Source organism: Nonomuraea sp. NPDC050394 (assembly GCF_044459065.1).
In the GTDB taxonomy this organism is placed as follows: domain Bacteria; phylum Actinomycetota; class Actinomycetes; order Streptosporangiales; family Streptosporangiaceae; genus Nonomuraea.
Genome location: NZ_JBITIO010000001.1, coordinates 1,662,531 through 1,678,970, shown reverse-complemented (window position 1 = coordinate 1,678,970; position 16,440 = coordinate 1,662,531). Strand labels below are relative to the sequence as shown.

Below are 16,440 nucleotides of genomic sequence, written 5' to 3'. Positions count from 1 at the left end.
CCGCTTCGGTGGTCAAGTCAGGGAATGACGGTACAAGGCACCTGCGATCCCCGGTTCTCCCTGGTCCGGGAGGAGTTCGAGCGCAACCTCGCCGAGCGCGGCGAGGTCGGCGCATCGGTCTGCGTGATGGTCGGCGGCGAGGTCGTCGTCGACCTGTGGGGCGGCGAGGCCGCTCCGGGGACGCCCTGGCTCCACGACACCATCGGCCACGTCTGGTCGTGCACGAAAGGCGCCACCGCGCTGTGCGCCCACCTGCTCGCCGCCCGCGGCGAGCTCGATCTCGACGCCCCGGTCATCCGCTACTGGCCGGAGTACGGCGCCGCCGGCAAGGGTGCCACCCTCGTCAGGCACGTGCTCGCCCACCAGGCCGGTCTGCCGGTGCTGCGCGAGCCGCTGCCCGCGGGCGCGTTCCACGACTGGAAGCTGATGGCCGAGCGGCTGGCCGTGGCCGAGCCGTTCTGGGAGCCGGGGACCCGGCACGGCTACCACGCGCTGACCTTCGGCTTCCTGGTCGGCGAGATCGTCAGGCGGGTCAGCGGGCGCTCGCTGGGCACGTTCTTCCGCGAAGAGGTGGCCGAGCCGCTCGCGCTGGAGTTCTGGCTGGGGTTGCCGGAGGAGCAGGAGGGCCGGGTGGCGCCGACGATTCCGGCCGACATCCCGCCCGAGTTGCCGTCGTTCTACGTCACGGCGTTCTCCGACCCGTCGTCCATGCCGGCGCTGCTCCTGGGCAACGACGGCGGCTTCATGACCTCATCCGACACCCGGGAGTCGCACGCCGGCGAGTACGGCTCGGTCGGCGCGATCACCAACGCGCGCGGGCTGGCCGGCATGTACCGGCCGCTGTCGCTGGGCGAGCTCGTTCCGGCCGAGCAGCGTTCGATCATGGCCAGGACCGAGTCGGCGGGCATGGACGCGGTGCTCGGAGTGCCGACGCGCTGGTCGGCGGGCTTCATGAAGTCCACCGACAACCGGCACCTTCCCGCGGCCGACAGCGAGGGCGCGCTGATGTCGGAGTCGGCGTTCGGCCACGCGGGCATGGGCGGCTCGGTCGGCTTCTGCGACCCGGGCGCCCGGCTGGCCTTCGGCTACTCCATGAACAAGCAGGGCAGCGGCCTGGGCATCAACCCCCGCGGCCAGGCCCTGACCGACGCCGCGTACCGGAGCCTCGGTTACGCTCGGGTCAATGGAGGGATCTGGTACCGGCCCTGAGCGGTTCATCGTCCTGACCGGCGGGCCGGGATCGGGCAAGAGCACCCTGATCGACCGGCTGGAAGCGGCGGGGTACACCAGGACCGAGGAAGCGGGCCGGGCGATCATCCAGGACCAGAGCGCGATCGGCGGGCGTGCGCTGCCCTGGGCGGACAAGGACCTGTTCGCCGAGCTGATGCTCTCCTGGGAGCTGCGCTCGTACCGGGCCGCCGCCTTGAGGCCCGGCCCCGTCTTCTTCGACCGCGGTGTCGTGGACGTGATCGGCTACCTGCGGCTGGAGGGCCGGCCGGTGCCGGACCACGTCCACCGGGCGGCGCTGCGCCACCGCTACCACCGGCGCGTCTTCGCCGCCCCGCCCTGGCCGGAGATCTTCCGCAACGACGCCGAGCGCAAGCAGTCGGTGGAGGAGGCGGAGCGCACCTACACCGCGGTGACCGGGGCCTACGAGGACTACGGCTACGAGCTGGTGACGCTGCCGAAGGCTCCGGTCGAGGTCAGAACGCGCTTCCTGCTTGACAACCTCCCCCTATCCTGAATTATCCCGTCTTTCAGGAGCTCGCAGCCATGTACTTCGGCATCACTGACCTCTGGACCTTCGTGGCCGGTGCGTTCTTCATCATCCTGCTGCCAGGACCCAACTCCCTCTACGTCCTCAGCCTGGCCGCCCAGCGCGGCGTGAAGCAGGGCTACCGCGCCGCCGCCGGCGTGTTCGTCGGCGACTCGGTCCTCATGCTGCTGGCCGCCGCCGGCGCCGCCTCGCTCCTGAAGTCGAACCCGCTGCTGTTCACGATCGTCAAGTACGCCGGAGCCGGCTACCTGGCCTGGATCGGCTTCCAGATGCTGCGCGGCGCCTGGCGGGCCTGGCGCGCCCCGGCGACCGAGACCGCCCACACCGCCGAGCCGGTCGACCGCGTCAACCCGTTCCGCAAGGCCCTGGTGGTCAGCCTGCTGAACCCGAAGGCGATCCTGTTCTTCGTCTCGTTCTTCATCCAGTTCGTGGACCCCGGGTACGCCGCTCCGGCGTTCTCGTTCCTCATCCTGGGCGCGATCGTCCAGCTGTTCAGCGTCCTTTACCTGACCATGCTGATCTTCAGCGGGACCTTCCTGGCCGGGCAGTTCCGTTCGCGGCGCAAGCTGTCGGCCGGGCTGACGAGCGGCGTGGGGGCGTTGTTCCTGGGGTTCGGCGCCAAGCTGGCCACTACATCGCTGGGGTAAGGTCGGCCTATCGGCCAGGTGAGGCGTATGTAGCCTTCGCGTGGAACGTGGCAAAAGAGGCAGTCGCACTCAGGCCGGTCAGGTACGGTTGGCCACCGGCGCGCCGCCCGGCGTGCCGAGGTGTCCGTGCCGTTACACCGACCGATCCGTTCGGCAAGCCCGGTTCCCCGCTGCCCGGGTAGTCATAGGATCTCGGCCTACCTGCGGAGCAGCCTTGAACCACCCTCCGATCACCTTGCCTCGCCTGACCACGCTCGCCCGCGACGCGGTGCCGAAGCTGCTGGAGGCGGTCGTGGCGCCGCTGGTCATCGTGTATGCCAGCGTGTGGCTGCTGGGCACGCAGGGCGCGTTGTTCGCGGGCCTGGCGTGGTTGTTCGGCGGACTGGTCTGGCGGCTGGCGCGGCGGGCCAAGGTCCCGGCCACGATGTGGATGGCGGCGCTGGCGCTGTCGTTCAGGACGGCGGTCTCCTTCTGGACCGGCGACTGGCACTACTGGGCCATCCAGCCGGAGCTCGGCACCATCTGCATCAGCGTGGTCTTCCTGGCCTCGGTCCGGCTGAACAAGCCGCTCGTGCAGAAGCTCACCCTCGACTACGTCCCGCTGCCGTCCGTGGTGCTCAGGCACGCCCGGATGCGCAGGTTCTTCGCCAGGATCACGCTGCTGTGGGGCTTCGTGCTGCTGGCCAACTCCACGGTGAGCATCTGGCTGGCGCTCAACGAGTCACAGCTCCAGGGCTACATGCTGGTCCGCACCGGCGTGGTCGCGCTGATCAGCGGCTCGGCGATCGCCTTCTCCGTCCTGGCCTTCAAGCGGGTCCTGCGCCGCATGCACGTCGCCCACGCCTGACCGCTCGGCCAGCACGATCGCGCCGCAGCAGGCCATCACCAGGCCGGTGAGCGTCGCGAACAGCTCCACCAGGTCCGGCACCGGCATGGCCACCGTCCCGGCCAGCGGGCCCGCACTCAGCGTGACGATCAGGCCGTAGAGGCCCCAGCCGAACATCGAACCCGACCCCACCCAGGCGATGGCCAGGGCGCGCCCGCCGTACCCCTTGACCAGGGCGAGCAGTGCGAACGCGGCGGCGGCGATGAGCGCGCCCTTCAGGCCGTTCTGCAGGAAGGCGGTGGTGCCGGAGACCGCCGCCATCTCCGGGGGCAGGCCGAGCGTGCCGCCGAAGGCCCAGAAGAGCTTGATGCCGGCGAGCGGCAGTGCCACGGCGAGCGCGCCGCCGGCCATGATCCGCTGGAGCGGCAGAGTCGCGGCCGGCGCCGGGCGGACCGCGCGGAACGCCCGCGGCCAGCGGTCACGGGCGTAGAGGGCGAAGGCCGTGCTCAGCCCGATCGCCTGGCCGATGAATCCGCCGTAGACCGCCATGTACACCCACGGTGCGATCGGGCCGTCCGCGGGGAAGACCGACAGGCCCTCGACCAGCACGCCCACCGGCGCGGTCACCAGGATCACCGAGAGCAGGCCGATGCCGACCCACATGGGCAGCAGCACGAGCCAGGCGGGCAGCCGCATCCCCCACCGCATGGTGAACGACAGCGCCAGCACCAGCCCCACCAGGTCCATGCCGAACGTCATGGCGTTCATGGCGACCATGACGGGATTGGCGAGGAAGGCCGGGTCGGAGACGCCGACGGGGTTGCCCGCCAGCCAGAGCAGCTTGATGGTGAGGTAGGGGAGCATGGCGGCCATCGCGACGATCGCGGCGGTGATCCGGCCTATGCCGGCTCGTTCACTGGTCATGCTCCGATCGTGCTGCGGCGGGCCGCCCGGCTCATCCCGCTGTGCGGGGATCTGCCTCCCCCGCGCGGGGGAGCTCCACGGTCAGCTCGTAGCCGTCGCCGCGCGGGCCCGCGGTCAGGGTGCCGCCCGCCAGCCGTACGCGCTCGCGCAGGGCCGTCAGGCCGGTGCCGCCGCTGATCACGGTGGCCCGCCCGCGCGACGCCCCGTTCACGACGCTGACCCGCAGCTCCTCGACCGTGACCGTCACGGGCGCGCCCGGCGCGTGCTTGGCCGCGTTCGTCAGCCCCTCCTGGACCACCCGGTGCGCCAGCGGCGGCCCGCCGTCCTGCCGCAACGTGATCTCCATGCCCGAGGCGCGCGCCCGCTCGACCAGTTCGGCGACGCTCTCGTCCACCGGGTCGAGCGGCGCGCTCTCTCCCTGCTCGCGCAGCAGCCCGATGATCTGACGCAGCCGCTCGGTCGCGTCCGCCGCGGCCACGCGCAGTTCCCCCGCCGCGTTGACCTGCGCGGACGTCAGCCCCGGTGACAGCTCAAGCCCTGCCGCGCGCACCGCGATGAGCGCCAGGTCGTGGCCGAGGGAGTCGTGCATGTCGTGCGCGATCCTGGTGCGCTCGCGCATGCGCGCCTGCGACTCGGCCGCCGCCTGCGCCCGCGCGCGCTGGGTGCGCAGCCTGCTCCGCAGCCCCCCGAGCAGGTACGGCACCGCGTACGTGCCCAGCATCCCGGTCACCAGGGCGATCCACTGCTCGGCCCGCCCGCCTTCGGCCAGCACCAGCACGCATCCGCCCGCGGCGATCCCGGCGAACGCGGCCACCGCCGGCCACACGCGATCGATCTGGCGCCCGGCCAGGTAGGCGTACCAGAACAGGCCCATCGACAGCAGGGTCGTCGGGATGACCTTCGTGCTCCCCAGCCCCGGCAGCCAGCTGAGGTCGAGCGTGGCGAAGCTCGTCTCCAGGTCCCAGGGCGAGGCCAGCGTGATGAGCACGACCGCGGCCACCGGCCAGGCCCGCCCCACGAGGACGGCCGCGGCCAGCACCACGACACGCGTGCCCGTCACGGCCGCGAACGGCCCCAGGCCGTCGAGCGGATCGGGCCCGGAGGCGGCGGCGAGCACCGACAGCGCCAGCCAGAGGAACACGTCGGAGACGGCCTGGCGGCCGGATCGGCGGAGGTGGTTCACGCCCTCGACGGTAGCGGGCGCCGGGCAGCGCCCGGACCTGCCGAACGTGGTGTGAGAACCCCGGCGAAGGTAGGGCTAACCCCACCCCGGATGCGGATACCTGCACTCCTGACTCACCGGGAGGAGCCGGGAAGGATCGATGGTGTCAGCCGGAGGTCGTACCTCGACCCTGACGAAAGTCGGGGGTGGTGCGTACCGAACGTCCGATGCGCCGTGAACTGCGGACTTCTTACCTTCGTGGTGGTGTGACCCCGAGAACGCCTCAGGGGTTAGCCCGTGACCTTAGGGGGTTGTCCCCCGATGCCTCGCGGCTCCTCCCCCGAGATGGTGGATGGGCCCACTTGAAGATTCGGAGTGCACGACATGTCTCACGCGATTCTCGACCTGTTGCAACAGGTCATGTCCTCGCCGTGGCTTTATGTCGCGCTGTTCGCCCTCGCGCTGCTCGACGGGTTCTTCCCGATCGTGCCCGCGGAGACCTCGGTGATCACCGCCGGGGTGTTCGCGGTGACCGGGCAGACCAACCTGGTGCTGGTCATCGTGGTGGCCGCCCTGGGCGCCTTCGCCGGCGACCACATCTCCTACCTCATCGGCCGCAAGTTCGGCGGACGGCTCCGCGAACGCAAGGCCCTCGTGTGGGCGCGCAACGCGCTGGCCGAGCGAGGCGGGCTGGTGCTGGTGGTGGCCAGGTACATCCCGGGCGGGCGGACGGCGACGACGCTGACCATGGGCGCGGTGCGCCACCCTCTGCGGTCGTTCACCTTCTTCGACGCGATCGCGACCTCCTCCTGGGCCGTCTACTCGGCCCTGATCGGCTACTTCGGCGGCATGGCCTTCGAGAACGACCCGATCAAGGGGCTCCTGCTCGGCCTCGGCATCGCATTGTCGATCACCGCGATCGTCGAAGGGGTCCGTTTCATCAGGAAGAAGCGAGCCGCTACTCAGGATTCGGCCGAGCGACTCCCTGTAGACACGTCCGTTTGACCCTTTTTGGCGACTATCCACGTGAGAGGAGCGTTTCATGACTGTGCTGGCCGCGGCGATCGCCCTGATCGGCTCGCTGTTCTTCGCGCTCGGTGCGGCACTTCAGCAGTTCGAAGCACTCGGCTCCGGCAAGACCCGCCTCCGTACGCTGATCAGGCGGCCGCGGTGGGTCATCGGCGGAGTCTCCATCGTCGCGGGTGGCGGCCTGCACATCGTCGCGCTGGGTCTCGGCCCGCTGACGATCGTGCAGCCGATGGGCGTGGCCAGCCTGCTGTTCGCGCTGCCGCTCGCGGCGGCGCTGCACGGGCGCCGGCCCTCCCGCGCCGAGCTGGGCTCGGCCGCCGTCGTGGCGATCGGGCTGATCGGCCTGGTGCTCCTGGTTCCCCCATCAACCGGCCCCTCGTACCTGAGCCTCCAGGAGGTGGCGACCTTGCTCGCCGTCTCCGGGGTGGCCGCGGTGCTGCTCTGGGCCGGTGCCAGGATCGCCTCCCCCGCCGGTCGCGCCGCCCTGCTCGCCACCAGTGCCGGAGTTCTCTACGGCGCCACGGCCACCCTCATGAGGGTGCTCGCCGACACCTTCGGAGAACAGGGCTGGAACTGGTGGTACCTGCTCGCTCTGCCCATCCCCGCGCTGCTCGCCCTGATGCTCCTGCAGCGCGCCTACGCCGTAGGCCACTTCGGCGTCTCCTTCGCCTCGCTGCAGATCGCCGACCCGCTCACCGCGGTGGCCTTCGGCGCCCTGCTGCTCGGCGAACCTCTGCCCACCGGCGTTGCCCCCATCGCCGCCGCCGCGCTCACCGCGGCCGGAACCGTGGCACTTGCCCGCACCACCCCCTTGGAAAGGTCCGCCTGACATGGCCATGCCCCTGCCGACCCGCACTCCCGAGCTTCACCCCGTCGCCGACCGTCCCCGCCGGATCCTGATCTCCACCGACACGTATCCCCCCGACGTGAACGGCACCGCGGTCTTCACCTACCGCCTGGCCACCGGCCTGGCGGAGCGCGGCAACGAGGTCCACGTGATCTGCCAGTCGGACGAGGGCCCGGCCAAGGCGGACGTGGTCGACGGGGTCATCGTGCACCGGCTGCGCTCGGCGCCGCTGCTGGTCCACCCCACCATGCGGGTGACGGTCCCGACCCGGCTCGACCGGCTCGTCGAGGCCATCGACCCCGACGTGCTGCACTCCCAGGGCCACTTCGTGGTCGGCCGGGCCGCCATCAACGCCGCCCGCCGCCGCGGGGTGCCGGTCGTGGCGACCAACCACTTCATGCCCGACAACCTCTTCCAGTTCGGGCACGTGCCCGCGCGGCTGCGGGCCAAGGCCGGGCAGCTGGCCTGGCGTGACTTCCGCCGCATCTTCAACCGCGCCCAGCGGGTCACCACGCCCACGCCGCTGGCCGCCAAGCTGCTGGCCGACCAGGGCTTCGCCGGCGAGGTCGAGCCGGTCTCGTGCGGCATCGACCTGACCCGCTTCCACCCGCACACCGAGCCCAAGCAGTGGGCGCGCAAGATGTTCGGGCTGCCCGACCGCAACACCGTGCTGTTCGTGGGGCGCCTCGACGAGGAGAAGCGGCTTGACGACCTCGTGCGGGCGCTGCCGTACGTGCTGAACGAGACCGACGCACAGCTCGCCTTCGTCGGCCGCGGCAACCAGCGCGAGGTGCTGGAGCAGCTGGCCAAGCGGATCGGGGTGGCCGACCGGGTGTTCATGCTCGGGTTCGTGCCCGACGAGCAGATGCCGCAGGCCTTCGCCGCCGCCGACGCCTTCGCCATGCCGAGCATCGCCGAACTGCAGAGCATCGCGACGCTGGAGGCCATGGCCAGCGGGCTGCCCGTGGTCGTCGCCGACGCGATGGCGCTGCCGCACCTCGTCGACGAGAACGGCTTCCTGTTCCCGCCCCGCGACGTCATCGCGCTCGCCAAGCACCTGACGACGCTGCTCACCGACGACGCGCTGCGCGAGCGCATGGGCAAGGCCAGCCGCGAGCTCGCCCTCACCCACGACCACCAGAACTCCCTTGCCCGGTTCGAGCAGATTTATGATGAGGTGGCGCGATGATCTGGGGTGCCGTCGCCGGTGCGCTGGTCGCTGTGTTCTCGCTGGGCTACGCCCAGCTCGCGCTGCCCGAGCAGCCTCTCCTCAGTGACTACGCACTGGTCTCCGGCGGGCTGGTGCCGGTCGTGGCCGGCATGCTCGGCCTCGCCGCCACCTGCGTCTTCCTCGCGTACGGCCTCGCGGTCCGCGAGCCCGCGCGCACCGCGGCCACCCGGGTCCTGCTGCTGGCCGGTGCCGCCGGCCTCATGCTCAGCGCCGTCTTCCCCACCGACCCCGCGGGGGTCGCGGTCAAGTCGATGGCCGGGGAGATCCACCGCTGGTCCGCGGCCGTCGTCTTCACCACGCTGCCGGTGGCCGGCTGGATGCTGGCCCGCGCCCGCGGCGCGCTGCCCCGCTGGAACGCGGTGCGAGCCCTGGCGGTGACCTCGGCGATCACGCTGGTGGTCTACCTGGCGACGCACCCCGCCTCGTTCCTGTCCCCGCTGATCAACGGCGGCGCCTACTACGGGCTGCTGGAGCGGGCGCTCGTCCTGGCCGAGATCGTGCTCCTGGTCATGATGGCCATCGCCGCCCTCCGGGAACACCGCCACCCGTCCACCACCGCCATCCCCACGCCGGACACCGTCCCGGGCACCGCGCCCGGCAACGCCTCCGATCCGGTGCCGGGCACCGGGCGTACGGAACACCTGGCCGCGTAGCGCAAATACCCCCTTGACCACGGGGAGGCGACTGCCTCTCCCCCTGGTCATGGGGGTGTTTGTCATCCGGGACCCTTCGACGGGCGTCGAAGCGAATCGGACCTAGGCTCGGAACATGCTCATCACCCGATACGCGCAGGCCACGGCCGTACTGGAAGACAGCGGCGTGGTGCCGCCCCCGGTCCCGCAGGACGCCGCGCCCGGCACGCTCGCGTGGCTGCGGGCGCAGGTGTCGCGCTTCGCCTCCGGCCCCGTGCACGCCGAGCGCCGCCGGGCCGTCGTCGAGCTGCTGGCCGCGTTCGATCCGGCCGAGCTGCGGGTACGGGCCAGGGCGCTGGCCGGCGTACCGACCGACGAGGTGGCGGCCAGGAGCTTCGGGGTCGGCCAGGTGGCGGCGGTGGCCGCGGCGGCGAGCGGCTACCTCAGCGGGGAGACGAGCCCCGAGGCCGATGCCGCGGTCAGGGAGCTGCTGCCGCTCGGCATCCCGATGATCACCGTGTTGCTGCAGGCGCACGCCTCGACCGCGGCCCTCATCGCGAACGCCCTGGCCCACGAGGACGGCGTCACGCCCGTCGAGGACCTGCTGCACGAGACGCTCCGCCACGACCCGCCGCTGAAGCGCACCCGCCGGGTGGGGGTGGAGATCGACCTGGTGGCCGCCAACCGCGACCCCGATGTCTTCCCCGACCCTGACCGCTTCGACCCGTCCCGCGGGCGCACCCCGCACCTCACGTTCGGCCACGGTGTCCGCCCCTGCCCCGCCGCCGGCCACGCCCTGGCCATCGCCGCCGGCTACCTCGAAGGGAAGCGCTCATGACAGCGAACGAGACGGCGGGCGAGGTGTTCGGGCGCCTGCACGTGCCGGGGCGGCCGTTGCTGCTGCCGAACGCCTGGGACCACGGGTCGGCGTCCGCGCTGGCCGCGGAGGGGTACCCGGCGATCGGGACGACGAGCCTGGGTGTCGCGGCGGTACACGGCAAGCCGGACGCCGCCGGCGCCACGAAGCACGAGACGATCACGCTGGCCAAGGCCATGGTCGAACTCGGCGTGCTGGTGACCGTGGACATCGAGGGCGGGTTCAGCGACGACCCCGCCGAGGTGGCCGCGCTGGTCGCGGAGCTGGGACGGGCCGGAGTGGCGGGCGTCAACCTGGAGGACGGACGGCCCGACGGCACGCTCAGGGACACCGCGCACCACCGGGAGATCATCGAGGCGGCACTCGGCCACGGCGTGTTCGTCAACGCCCGTACCGACGCGCACTGGCTCAGGACCGGCGACGACGCCATCGAGCGGGTCAAGGCGTACGAGCGGGCCGACGGCGTCTTCGTCCCCGGCCTGACGGACCCTGCGCGGATCGCGGAGATCGTCCGGAGCACGAGCCGGCCGGTCAACGTGCTCTACGGTCCGCCGATGGAGGCGCTGGCCGAGGCGGGGGTGGCGCGGGTCAGCACGGGTTCGCTGCTGTATCGGGCGTCGTTGCGCGGGATGCTGGCCGTACTGGGAGATGAACGGCGAGCGATGCCGACCTACGAGCAGATCGCCGCGATGCTCCCGCAACCACGATAATCGAGGCATGCGCTTCGAGATCCTTGGCCCGACCAAGGTCCAGGCCGAGGACGGGCGGGAGGTCGTGCTCGGCGGCCCGCGGGTGCGGGCGCTGCTCGTCCTCCTCGCGTTGCGGGCCGGGCGCATCGTCCCCGCGGAGCAGCTCGTGGACGACCTGTACGGCACCCGCCCCCCGGAAGGCATCTCCAACGCCCTGCAGTCGCAGGTGTCGCGGCTGCGCAGAGCGCTGGGCAAGGACCTGGTGGAGTTCCATCCGGCCGGGTACCGCCTGGCGGCCGACCCGTCGCAGGTGGACGCCCACCGGTTCGAGAAGCTGGCCGCCGACGGCAGGCAGGCGCTCGGCTCGGGTGACGCCCGCACCGCCGCCGCCGTGCTCCGTGAGGCCCTTGACCTGTGGCACGGCGCTCCGCTGAGCGACGCCCCGCTGGCCGAGGCGGCCGCCGCCCGGCTGGAGGAGTTGCGCCTGGCGGCCGTGGAGGACCGCGTCCAGGCCGACCTGGCGCTCGGCCGCCACCGCGACCTGGTCGCCGAGCTGCGCCAGCTCATCTCCGCCCACCCGCTGCGCGAACGGCTGCGCGCCCAGCTCATGCGCGCCCTGTACGGCAGCGGCCGCCAGGCCGAGGCGCTGACCGCCTACGAGGAAGGCCGCCGCATCCTCGACGAGGAGCTCGGCGTGGAGCCCGGCGCCGAGATGACCGCGGCGCACCTGGCGGTCCTGCGCGCCGACCCGGCCCTGGGCGGGGCGGCGGAGGGCGTGACCAGGCTCGGCCTGCGCTCGCAGCTGACCAGCTTCGTCGGCCGGGCCGACGACCTGGCCCGACTGGGCACTCTGCTGGACTCGGCCAGGCTCGTGACGCTGATCGGGCCGGGCGGCGCGGGCAAGACGCGGCTGGCCACCGAGGCGGCCGAGCGCACGCCCGGCGACGTCTGCTTCGTGGAGCTGGCGCCGGTGGCCGACGCCACCGGCCTGGTGCGCGCGGTGCTGGCCGCGCTGGGCATCAGGGACGCGCCGGTCACCGGGCCCGGCCGTCCCGCGCCCGCGCCCCGCGAGCGGCTGGTGGCGGCGCTGGCCGACAGGAAGCTGCTGCTCGTCCTGGACAACTGCGAGCACCTGGTGGCCGCCGCGGCGGAGCTGGCCGACGAGCTGCTGGCCGTCTGCCCCGCGTTGCGGGTGCTGGCCACGAGCCGGGAGGCGCTCGCGATCACCGGCGAGTCGCTCGTGCCCGTACCGCCGCTGCGCCTGCCGCCGCCCGGGGTGCCTGACCCGCTGGACTATCCGGCGGTGCGGTTGTTCGCCGATCGGGCGGCGGCCGTACGCCAGGACTTCTCCGTGGAGGGCGCGGACCTGGAGCTGATCGTGGGGATCTGCCGGGCGCTTGACGGCCTGCCGCTGGCCATCGAGCTGGCCGCGGCCCGGCTGCGCACGCTGACGCTGGCCGACGTGGCAGAACGGCTCGGCGACCGCTTCCGGCTGCTGACCCGCGGCAGCCGTACCGCGTTGCCCAGGCACCAGACGCTGCGCGCGGTCGTCGACTGGAGCTGGGACCTGCTCGACGCCGACGAGCAGCGGCTGGCGCGCAGGCTGACGGTGTTCGTGGGCGGCGGCCGGGTGGAGGCGGCGGAGCGGGTGTCGGGCGGCGGAGCGGGCACCGAGGACGTGCTGACCTCACTGGCGGAGAAGTCGCTGGTGGAGCTGGTCGACGGCCGCTTCCGCATGCTGGAGACGATCCGCGCCTACGGCGCCGAGCGGCTGGCCGAGGCGGACGAGGTGGACGCCACGCTGGCCGCGCACGCCGCCTACTGCCTGGAGCTGGCGACCGAGGCCGACGCCCGGCTGCGCACCCGCGACCAGTTGCCGTGGCTTGCGCGCCTGGACGAGGAGAGCGACGACCTGCACGCGGCGATCCGCTGGGTGGGCGAGACGGGACAGATCGAGCTGGCGCTGCGGCTGATCTCCCGGATGGCCTGCTACTGGTGGATGCGCGGGCACCGGGTGGTCAGCGCGCAGCTCGCCAACCTGGTGCTCGGCCAGATGGGCGAAAGGCCGCCCGAGGGGCTGACGGAGGAGTACGCGACGTGCGTGCTGACCGCCTCGGCCGACGGCCGCGCCTCCGCCGACCTGACGCGCCGCCGCGAGCTGCTGGCGGCCGGGATGGGCGAGTACCGGCTGCCGTTCCGGCTGGAGTTCCTGACCATGCTGATGCCGCTGTTCACCGGACCGCCGGCGGGCTACCGGCCCGCGGACGTGGCGCCGCCCCCCGAGCTGCCGCTCTCGCCGTGGACGCGGGCGCTGACGTCGCTGGGCACCGCCTTCGTCCACCACGCCTACGACCAGCTGGACGAGGCCGCTGAGCGGTTCGAGCGGGCGCTGGCCGACTTCACCGCCATCGGCGAACGGTGGGGCTGCATGCTGGCGCTGGGCGGGCTCCAGGACCTGCGCTTCGAACGCCGCGACTACGCGGGCGCGATCGCGCTGGCCGAGCGGGCGATGGCGCTGTCGCAGGAGCTGGGCGCGAGCGCCGACGCCGCCGAGAACCTGTGCCGCCGCACCGACAGCGTCCTGTGCCTCGGCGATCTGGACGAGGCCGAGGCGGGCTACCTGCGCGCCGCCGAGCAGGCCCGCAGGATCGGCGCGCCGGACACGCTGGCGTGGGCGCACTTCGGGCTGGGCGAGGTGGCCGCGCGGCGCGGGCGGGCCGAGGCGGCCCGCGCCTACCTGGAGCAGGCGCTGACCGAGTGCCCGGAAGGCTGGTACGCCGTCGTGGACACGCGGGCCCGCATTCTCCTCGCGCTCGGCCGGCTCGACCTGGCCGCCGGCGACACGGACGCGGCGTGGGAGCGCTTCGCCGCCGCGCTGGGCGAGGCGCAGCGCACGTTCAAGCAACTGTCACGGCCCGCGATCGACGGGCTGGCGGCGACCGCCGAGGCGCGCGGCGACGGCGAGACCGCGAAGCTGCTGCGCACGCTCACACCGCGCGAGGCGCTGGAGCTCGCGGGGAAACCGTCAGCCACCGGTCAGTGACCGGTCAGTGCCGGCGCCCAGTGTGGGCGCCATGCGCAGTAAATGGGCCTGCCTGGCGATCGCCTGCCTCGCCACGCTCCTCCTCTCCCTCGACCTGACCGTCCTTCACCTCGCCCTGCCGAGGCTGGTCGCCGACCTCGGCGCCTCCCCGACGCAGTTGCTGTGGATCGGCGACATGTACGGCTTCGCACTCGCCGGTCTGCTCATCACCATGGGCAACCTCGGCGACCGGATCGGACGCAAGCGGCTGCTCCTCATCGGCGCCGTCGCGTTCAGCGCCGCCTCCGTCGTCACCGCCTACGCCCCCAGCGCCGAACTGCTCATCGCGGCCAGGGCCCTGCTCGGCATCGCGGCGGCCACGATCATGCCGTCCACCCTGTCGATCATCCGCAACGTCTTCACCGAGCCCGGCGAGCGCACCACCGCGATCGGCGTCTGGAGCTCGATGAGCGCGGCCGGGTTCGCGATCGGGCCGGTCGTGGGCGGCGTCCTGCTCGACCACTTCTGGTGGGGATCGGTCTTCCTGATCAACCTGCCGATCATGGCCGTCGTGCTCGTCGGCGGCTACCTCGTGCTGCCGGAGTCACGCAACCCGGACGCGGGCCGGATCGACGTGCTGAGCGTCGTGCTGTCCTTCGCCGGCGTGGTCGCCGTCATCTACGCGGTGAAGGAGGCGGCGCACAACGGCCTCGGCGCCCCCGACGTCCTCGCGGCCGGCGTGCTCGGGACGGCGGCGCTCGTGGTGTTCGCACTCCGTCAGACGCGGCTGGCCCATCCGCTCATCGACGTGCGGCTGTTCGCCAAGCGCGCCTTCAGCGCCTCCATCGGCACGAACCTGCTGGCCATCTTCACGATGATGGCGATGTCGCTCATGTTCGCCTGGTACCTGCAGCTCGTCATCGGCTGGTCGCCGCTCCAGGCGGGCCTGGCCGGCCTGCCCGGCGGCCTGTCCGGCGCCATCGGCGGCATGGTGGCCGCGCCGCTCATCCGGGTCATGGGCCGCAACGGCGTGGTCGCGCTCGGACTGGCCATGAACGCCGTGTCCTTCGCCTGGTACGCCACGCTCGGCACCGAACTGAACTACTTCTACCTGCTCATCCCCATGGTCATCGGCGGCATCGGGATCGGGCTGACGTTCACCGTGAACAACGACAACGTGCTGGCCACCGCGCCCAAGCGGCGTGCCGGGGCCGCGGCGGCCATCTCCGAGACCGCCTTCGAGCTCGGCGGCGCGCTCGGCATCGCCGTCCTCGGCACCGTCCTGACCAGCACCTACCGCGCCAACATGACCTATCCGGACCCGGCCGCCCGCGAGTCGATCACCGACGCGATCAACCTGGCGGGCACGCTGCCCGCCGAGCGGGCCGGTGAGCTGATCAGTGCGGCGGAGCGGGCGTTCGTGGCCGGGATGCAGACGACCTCGGTGGTCACCGCCGCCATCCTGGTGGTCGTCGCGGGGCTCGCGCTGGCCGGGCTGCGCGGGGTGCCCAAGGTCATCACCGACGCTGAAGAACCTGCCCACCGGTGACCGCGGGCTCCGGCTGGGGGCGGAGGGCGCGCAGCCGTACCAGGACCAGGAGGGCGGCCAGGCCCGTGGTCAGCGGCGGCACGACGAAGGCGAGGGCGGGGCCGGCCTGGTCGACCAGCTGGCCGGCCACCGAGGCGCCGGTCGCGATGCCGAGGCCGATGGCGCCGTTGAGCCAGGTGAACGACTCGGTACGCACGTCCGCCGGGACCAGGTCGTCGATGATCGTGTAGCCGGTGATCACCACGGGGGCGATCACCAGGCCGGCGAGGGCGGCGGCGCCGTACGTCATGGGGATGGAGCCCGCGAACGTCAGCGCGGTGGTCGCGACGGCCAGCAGCGCCAGGCCGATCACCAGCCGGACGCGGGCCGCGACCTTCCAGCGGACGGCGCCGTAGAGCAGCCCGCCCACCACGCTCGCGGCGGAGAACGTCCCGTAGATCGGGCCGGCCAGCGCGGGCTCGCCCAGCGCGGCCGTCAGCGACGTGATGCCGACCTGCAGCGAGCCGAAGACGGAACCCATGGCGAGAAACGCGAGCGCCAGGGGCGCGACCCCGCGCAGCCGCAGCACGCCGCCGGTGGCCCGCACCCGGACCGGCATCGGCTCCGGCAGCGCGGTCCGCACGCTCGCGAACACGACGGTCCCGGCCACGATCAGCACCAGCGCGCCCAGCAGCGCCACGACCGGCGAGAACCCCGTGGACAGGCCCACCAGCAGGACGGGAGCGAGCGTGAAGGTCAGCTCATCGGTGATCGACTCGACCGCGAAGGCCGTGTTCAGCTTTCCCGAACCGCCCAGCCGGTGCGCCCAGCGCGCCCTGACCATGGCCCCGACCTGCGGCACCGACGCTCCCGCCAGCGCCGCGGTGAGCACGAGGAACGGCACCGCCGCCCGCGCGGAAGCCAGCGCGAGCAGTGCCCCGAGCGCCAGTCCGTGGACTGCGATCTGCGGTAGCAGCACGCCGCGCTGGCCGTAACGGTCGGCGAGACGACCGGTCTGTGGCCCCACCAGCGCCTGCGACACCGCGGCGGCCGCGGCGGCGATCCCGGCCGCGCCGTAGGAGCCGGTGGACCACTGCACGAGCAGCAGCACACCCATCTGCAGCATCGCGTACGGCAGGCGGGCCACCAGCGCGGGCACCAGGAAGCGCCAGGCGCCGGGGGTGGCCAGCACGTTCAGGTAGGACCTCATCTGGTCTCCGTCCAGGTCATGACGGAGCCTCCCGGGAGC

14 protein-coding genes are annotated in these 16,440 nt (G+C 72.6%); 12 read left to right on the top strand and 2 right to left on the bottom strand.

Annotation, left to right across the window (positions count from 1 at the left end):
- Positions 1-24 precede the first annotated feature (24 nt).
- The 4 genes from ACIBKY_RS08150 to ACIBKY_RS08135 all read left to right on the top strand — a co-directional run bounded on the left by ACIBKY_RS08150 (position 25) and on the right by ACIBKY_RS08135 (position 3,271).
- On the top strand, positions 25-1,209 hold the full coding sequence (locus tag ACIBKY_RS08150; RefSeq protein ID WP_397095367.1) for a serine hydrolase domain-containing protein: 1,185 nt from the start codon (positions 25-27) through the stop codon (positions 1,207-1,209).
- Positions 1,184-1,744, top strand: a complete 561-nt coding sequence (locus tag ACIBKY_RS08145; RefSeq protein WP_397095366.1) for an AAA family ATPase — start codon at positions 1,184-1,186, stop codon at positions 1,742-1,744. Before ACIBKY_RS08150 ends, ACIBKY_RS08145 begins: the two co-directional genes overlap by 26 nt.
- A gap of 29 nt (positions 1,745-1,773) precedes the next feature.
- Positions 1,774-2,424: a leucine efflux protein LeuE gene (leuE, locus tag ACIBKY_RS08140; protein WP_397095364.1), complete on the top strand. Its 651-nt coding sequence runs from the start codon at positions 1,774-1,776 to the stop codon at positions 2,422-2,424.
- 214 nt (positions 2,425-2,638) lie between these two features.
- Entirely contained in the window at positions 2,639-3,271 is a 633-nt protein-coding gene (locus ACIBKY_RS08135; protein WP_397095362.1) for a VC0807 family protein, read from the top strand.
- A gap of 934 nt (positions 3,272-4,205) precedes the next feature.
- Here ACIBKY_RS08135 and ACIBKY_RS08130 read toward each other — a convergent pair.
- The gene (locus ACIBKY_RS08130) at positions 4,206-5,357 is read right to left on the bottom strand and encodes a sensor histidine kinase (RefSeq protein WP_397095360.1); all 1,152 of its coding nucleotides are present in this window, start codon (positions 5,355-5,357) and stop codon (positions 4,206-4,208) included.
- A 363-nt stretch (positions 5,358-5,720) separates the two neighbouring features.
- Between ACIBKY_RS08130 and ACIBKY_RS08125 the strand changes: the two genes are divergently transcribed.
- The 8 genes from ACIBKY_RS08125 to ACIBKY_RS08090 all read left to right on the top strand — a co-directional run bounded on the left by ACIBKY_RS08125 (position 5,721) and on the right by ACIBKY_RS08090 (position 15,212).
- Positions 5,721-6,341 (top strand): DedA family protein, encoded by a 621-nt coding sequence (locus tag ACIBKY_RS08125; protein ID WP_379627705.1) that lies wholly within the window; start codon positions 5,721-5,723, stop codon positions 6,339-6,341.
- Between the two features lie 37 nt (positions 6,342-6,378).
- Entirely contained in the window at positions 6,379-7,194 is an 816-nt protein-coding gene (locus ACIBKY_RS08120) for a DMT family transporter (RefSeq protein ID WP_397095358.1), read from the top strand.
- 1 nt (position 7,195) lies between these two features.
- Positions 7,196-8,401: a glycosyltransferase gene (locus ACIBKY_RS08115; RefSeq protein ID WP_379633804.1), complete on the top strand. Its 1,206-nt coding sequence runs from the start codon at positions 7,196-7,198 to the stop codon at positions 8,399-8,401.
- Positions 8,398-9,096, top strand: a complete 699-nt coding sequence (locus ACIBKY_RS08110) for a DUF998 domain-containing protein (protein ID WP_397095356.1) — start codon at positions 8,398-8,400, stop codon at positions 9,094-9,096. The genes ACIBKY_RS08115 and ACIBKY_RS08110 overlap by 4 nt, the downstream gene beginning before the upstream one ends.
- Before the next feature lie 115 nt (positions 9,097-9,211).
- Positions 9,212-9,913, top strand: coding sequence for a hypothetical protein (locus ACIBKY_RS08105; RefSeq protein WP_397095354.1), 702 nt, complete (start codon positions 9,212-9,214; stop codon positions 9,911-9,913).
- Positions 9,910-10,662 (top strand): isocitrate lyase/phosphoenolpyruvate mutase family protein, encoded by a 753-nt coding sequence (locus ACIBKY_RS08100; protein WP_397095353.1) that lies wholly within the window; start codon positions 9,910-9,912, stop codon positions 10,660-10,662. Before ACIBKY_RS08105 ends, ACIBKY_RS08100 begins: the two co-directional genes overlap by 4 nt.
- A gap of 7 nt (positions 10,663-10,669) precedes the next feature.
- A complete protein-coding gene (locus ACIBKY_RS08095) occupies positions 10,670-13,684 on the top strand; it encodes a BTAD domain-containing putative transcriptional regulator (RefSeq protein WP_397095352.1) in 3,015 nt (1,004 codons plus the stop codon).
- 31 nt (positions 13,685-13,715) lie between these two features.
- Positions 13,716-15,212 (top strand): DHA2 family efflux MFS transporter permease subunit, encoded by a 1,497-nt coding sequence (locus ACIBKY_RS08090; RefSeq protein WP_397095350.1) that lies wholly within the window; start codon positions 13,716-13,718, stop codon positions 15,210-15,212.
- Here ACIBKY_RS08090 and ACIBKY_RS08085 read toward each other — a convergent pair.
- A complete protein-coding gene (locus ACIBKY_RS08085) occupies positions 15,181-16,401 on the bottom strand; it encodes an MFS transporter (RefSeq protein WP_397095348.1) in 1,221 nt (406 codons plus the stop codon). The two genes, ACIBKY_RS08090 and ACIBKY_RS08085, sit on opposite strands and share 32 nt — an antisense overlap.
- Between the last annotated feature and the right edge of the window lie 39 nt (positions 16,402-16,440).

Excerpts from the sequence above, each read along its gene's own strand:
- ACIBKY_RS08150 (WP_397095367.1), top strand. The coding sequence starts at position 25 with ATGACGGTACAAGGCACCTGCGATCCCCGGTTCTCCCTGGTCCGGGAG.
- ACIBKY_RS08145 (WP_397095366.1), top strand. The coding sequence starts at position 1,184 with ATGGAGGGATCTGGTACCGGCCCTGAGCGGTTCATCGTCCTGACCGGC.
- leuE (WP_397095364.1), top strand. The coding sequence starts at position 1,774 with ATGTACTTCGGCATCACTGACCTCTGGACCTTCGTGGCCGGTGCGTTC.
- ACIBKY_RS08125 (WP_379627705.1), top strand. The coding sequence starts at position 5,721 with ATGTCTCACGCGATTCTCGACCTGTTGCAACAGGTCATGTCCTCGCCG.
- ACIBKY_RS08120 (WP_397095358.1), top strand. The coding sequence starts at position 6,379 with ATGACTGTGCTGGCCGCGGCGATCGCCCTGATCGGCTCGCTGTTCTTC.
- ACIBKY_RS08115 (WP_379633804.1), top strand. The coding sequence starts at position 7,196 with ATGGCCATGCCCCTGCCGACCCGCACTCCCGAGCTTCACCCCGTCGCC.
- ACIBKY_RS08110 (WP_397095356.1), top strand. The coding sequence starts at position 8,398 with ATGATCTGGGGTGCCGTCGCCGGTGCGCTGGTCGCTGTGTTCTCGCTG.
- ACIBKY_RS08105 (WP_397095354.1), top strand. The coding sequence starts at position 9,212 with ATGCTCATCACCCGATACGCGCAGGCCACGGCCGTACTGGAAGACAGC.
- ACIBKY_RS08100 (WP_397095353.1), top strand. The coding sequence starts at position 9,910 with ATGACAGCGAACGAGACGGCGGGCGAGGTGTTCGGGCGCCTGCACGTG.
- ACIBKY_RS08095 (WP_397095352.1), top strand. The coding sequence starts at position 10,670 with ATGCGCTTCGAGATCCTTGGCCCGACCAAGGTCCAGGCCGAGGACGGG.
- ACIBKY_RS08090 (WP_397095350.1), top strand. The coding sequence starts at position 13,716 with ATGCGCAGTAAATGGGCCTGCCTGGCGATCGCCTGCCTCGCCACGCTC.
- ACIBKY_RS08085 (WP_397095348.1), bottom strand. The coding sequence starts at position 16,401 with ATGAGGTCCTACCTGAACGTGCTGGCCACCCCCGGCGCCTGGCGCTTC.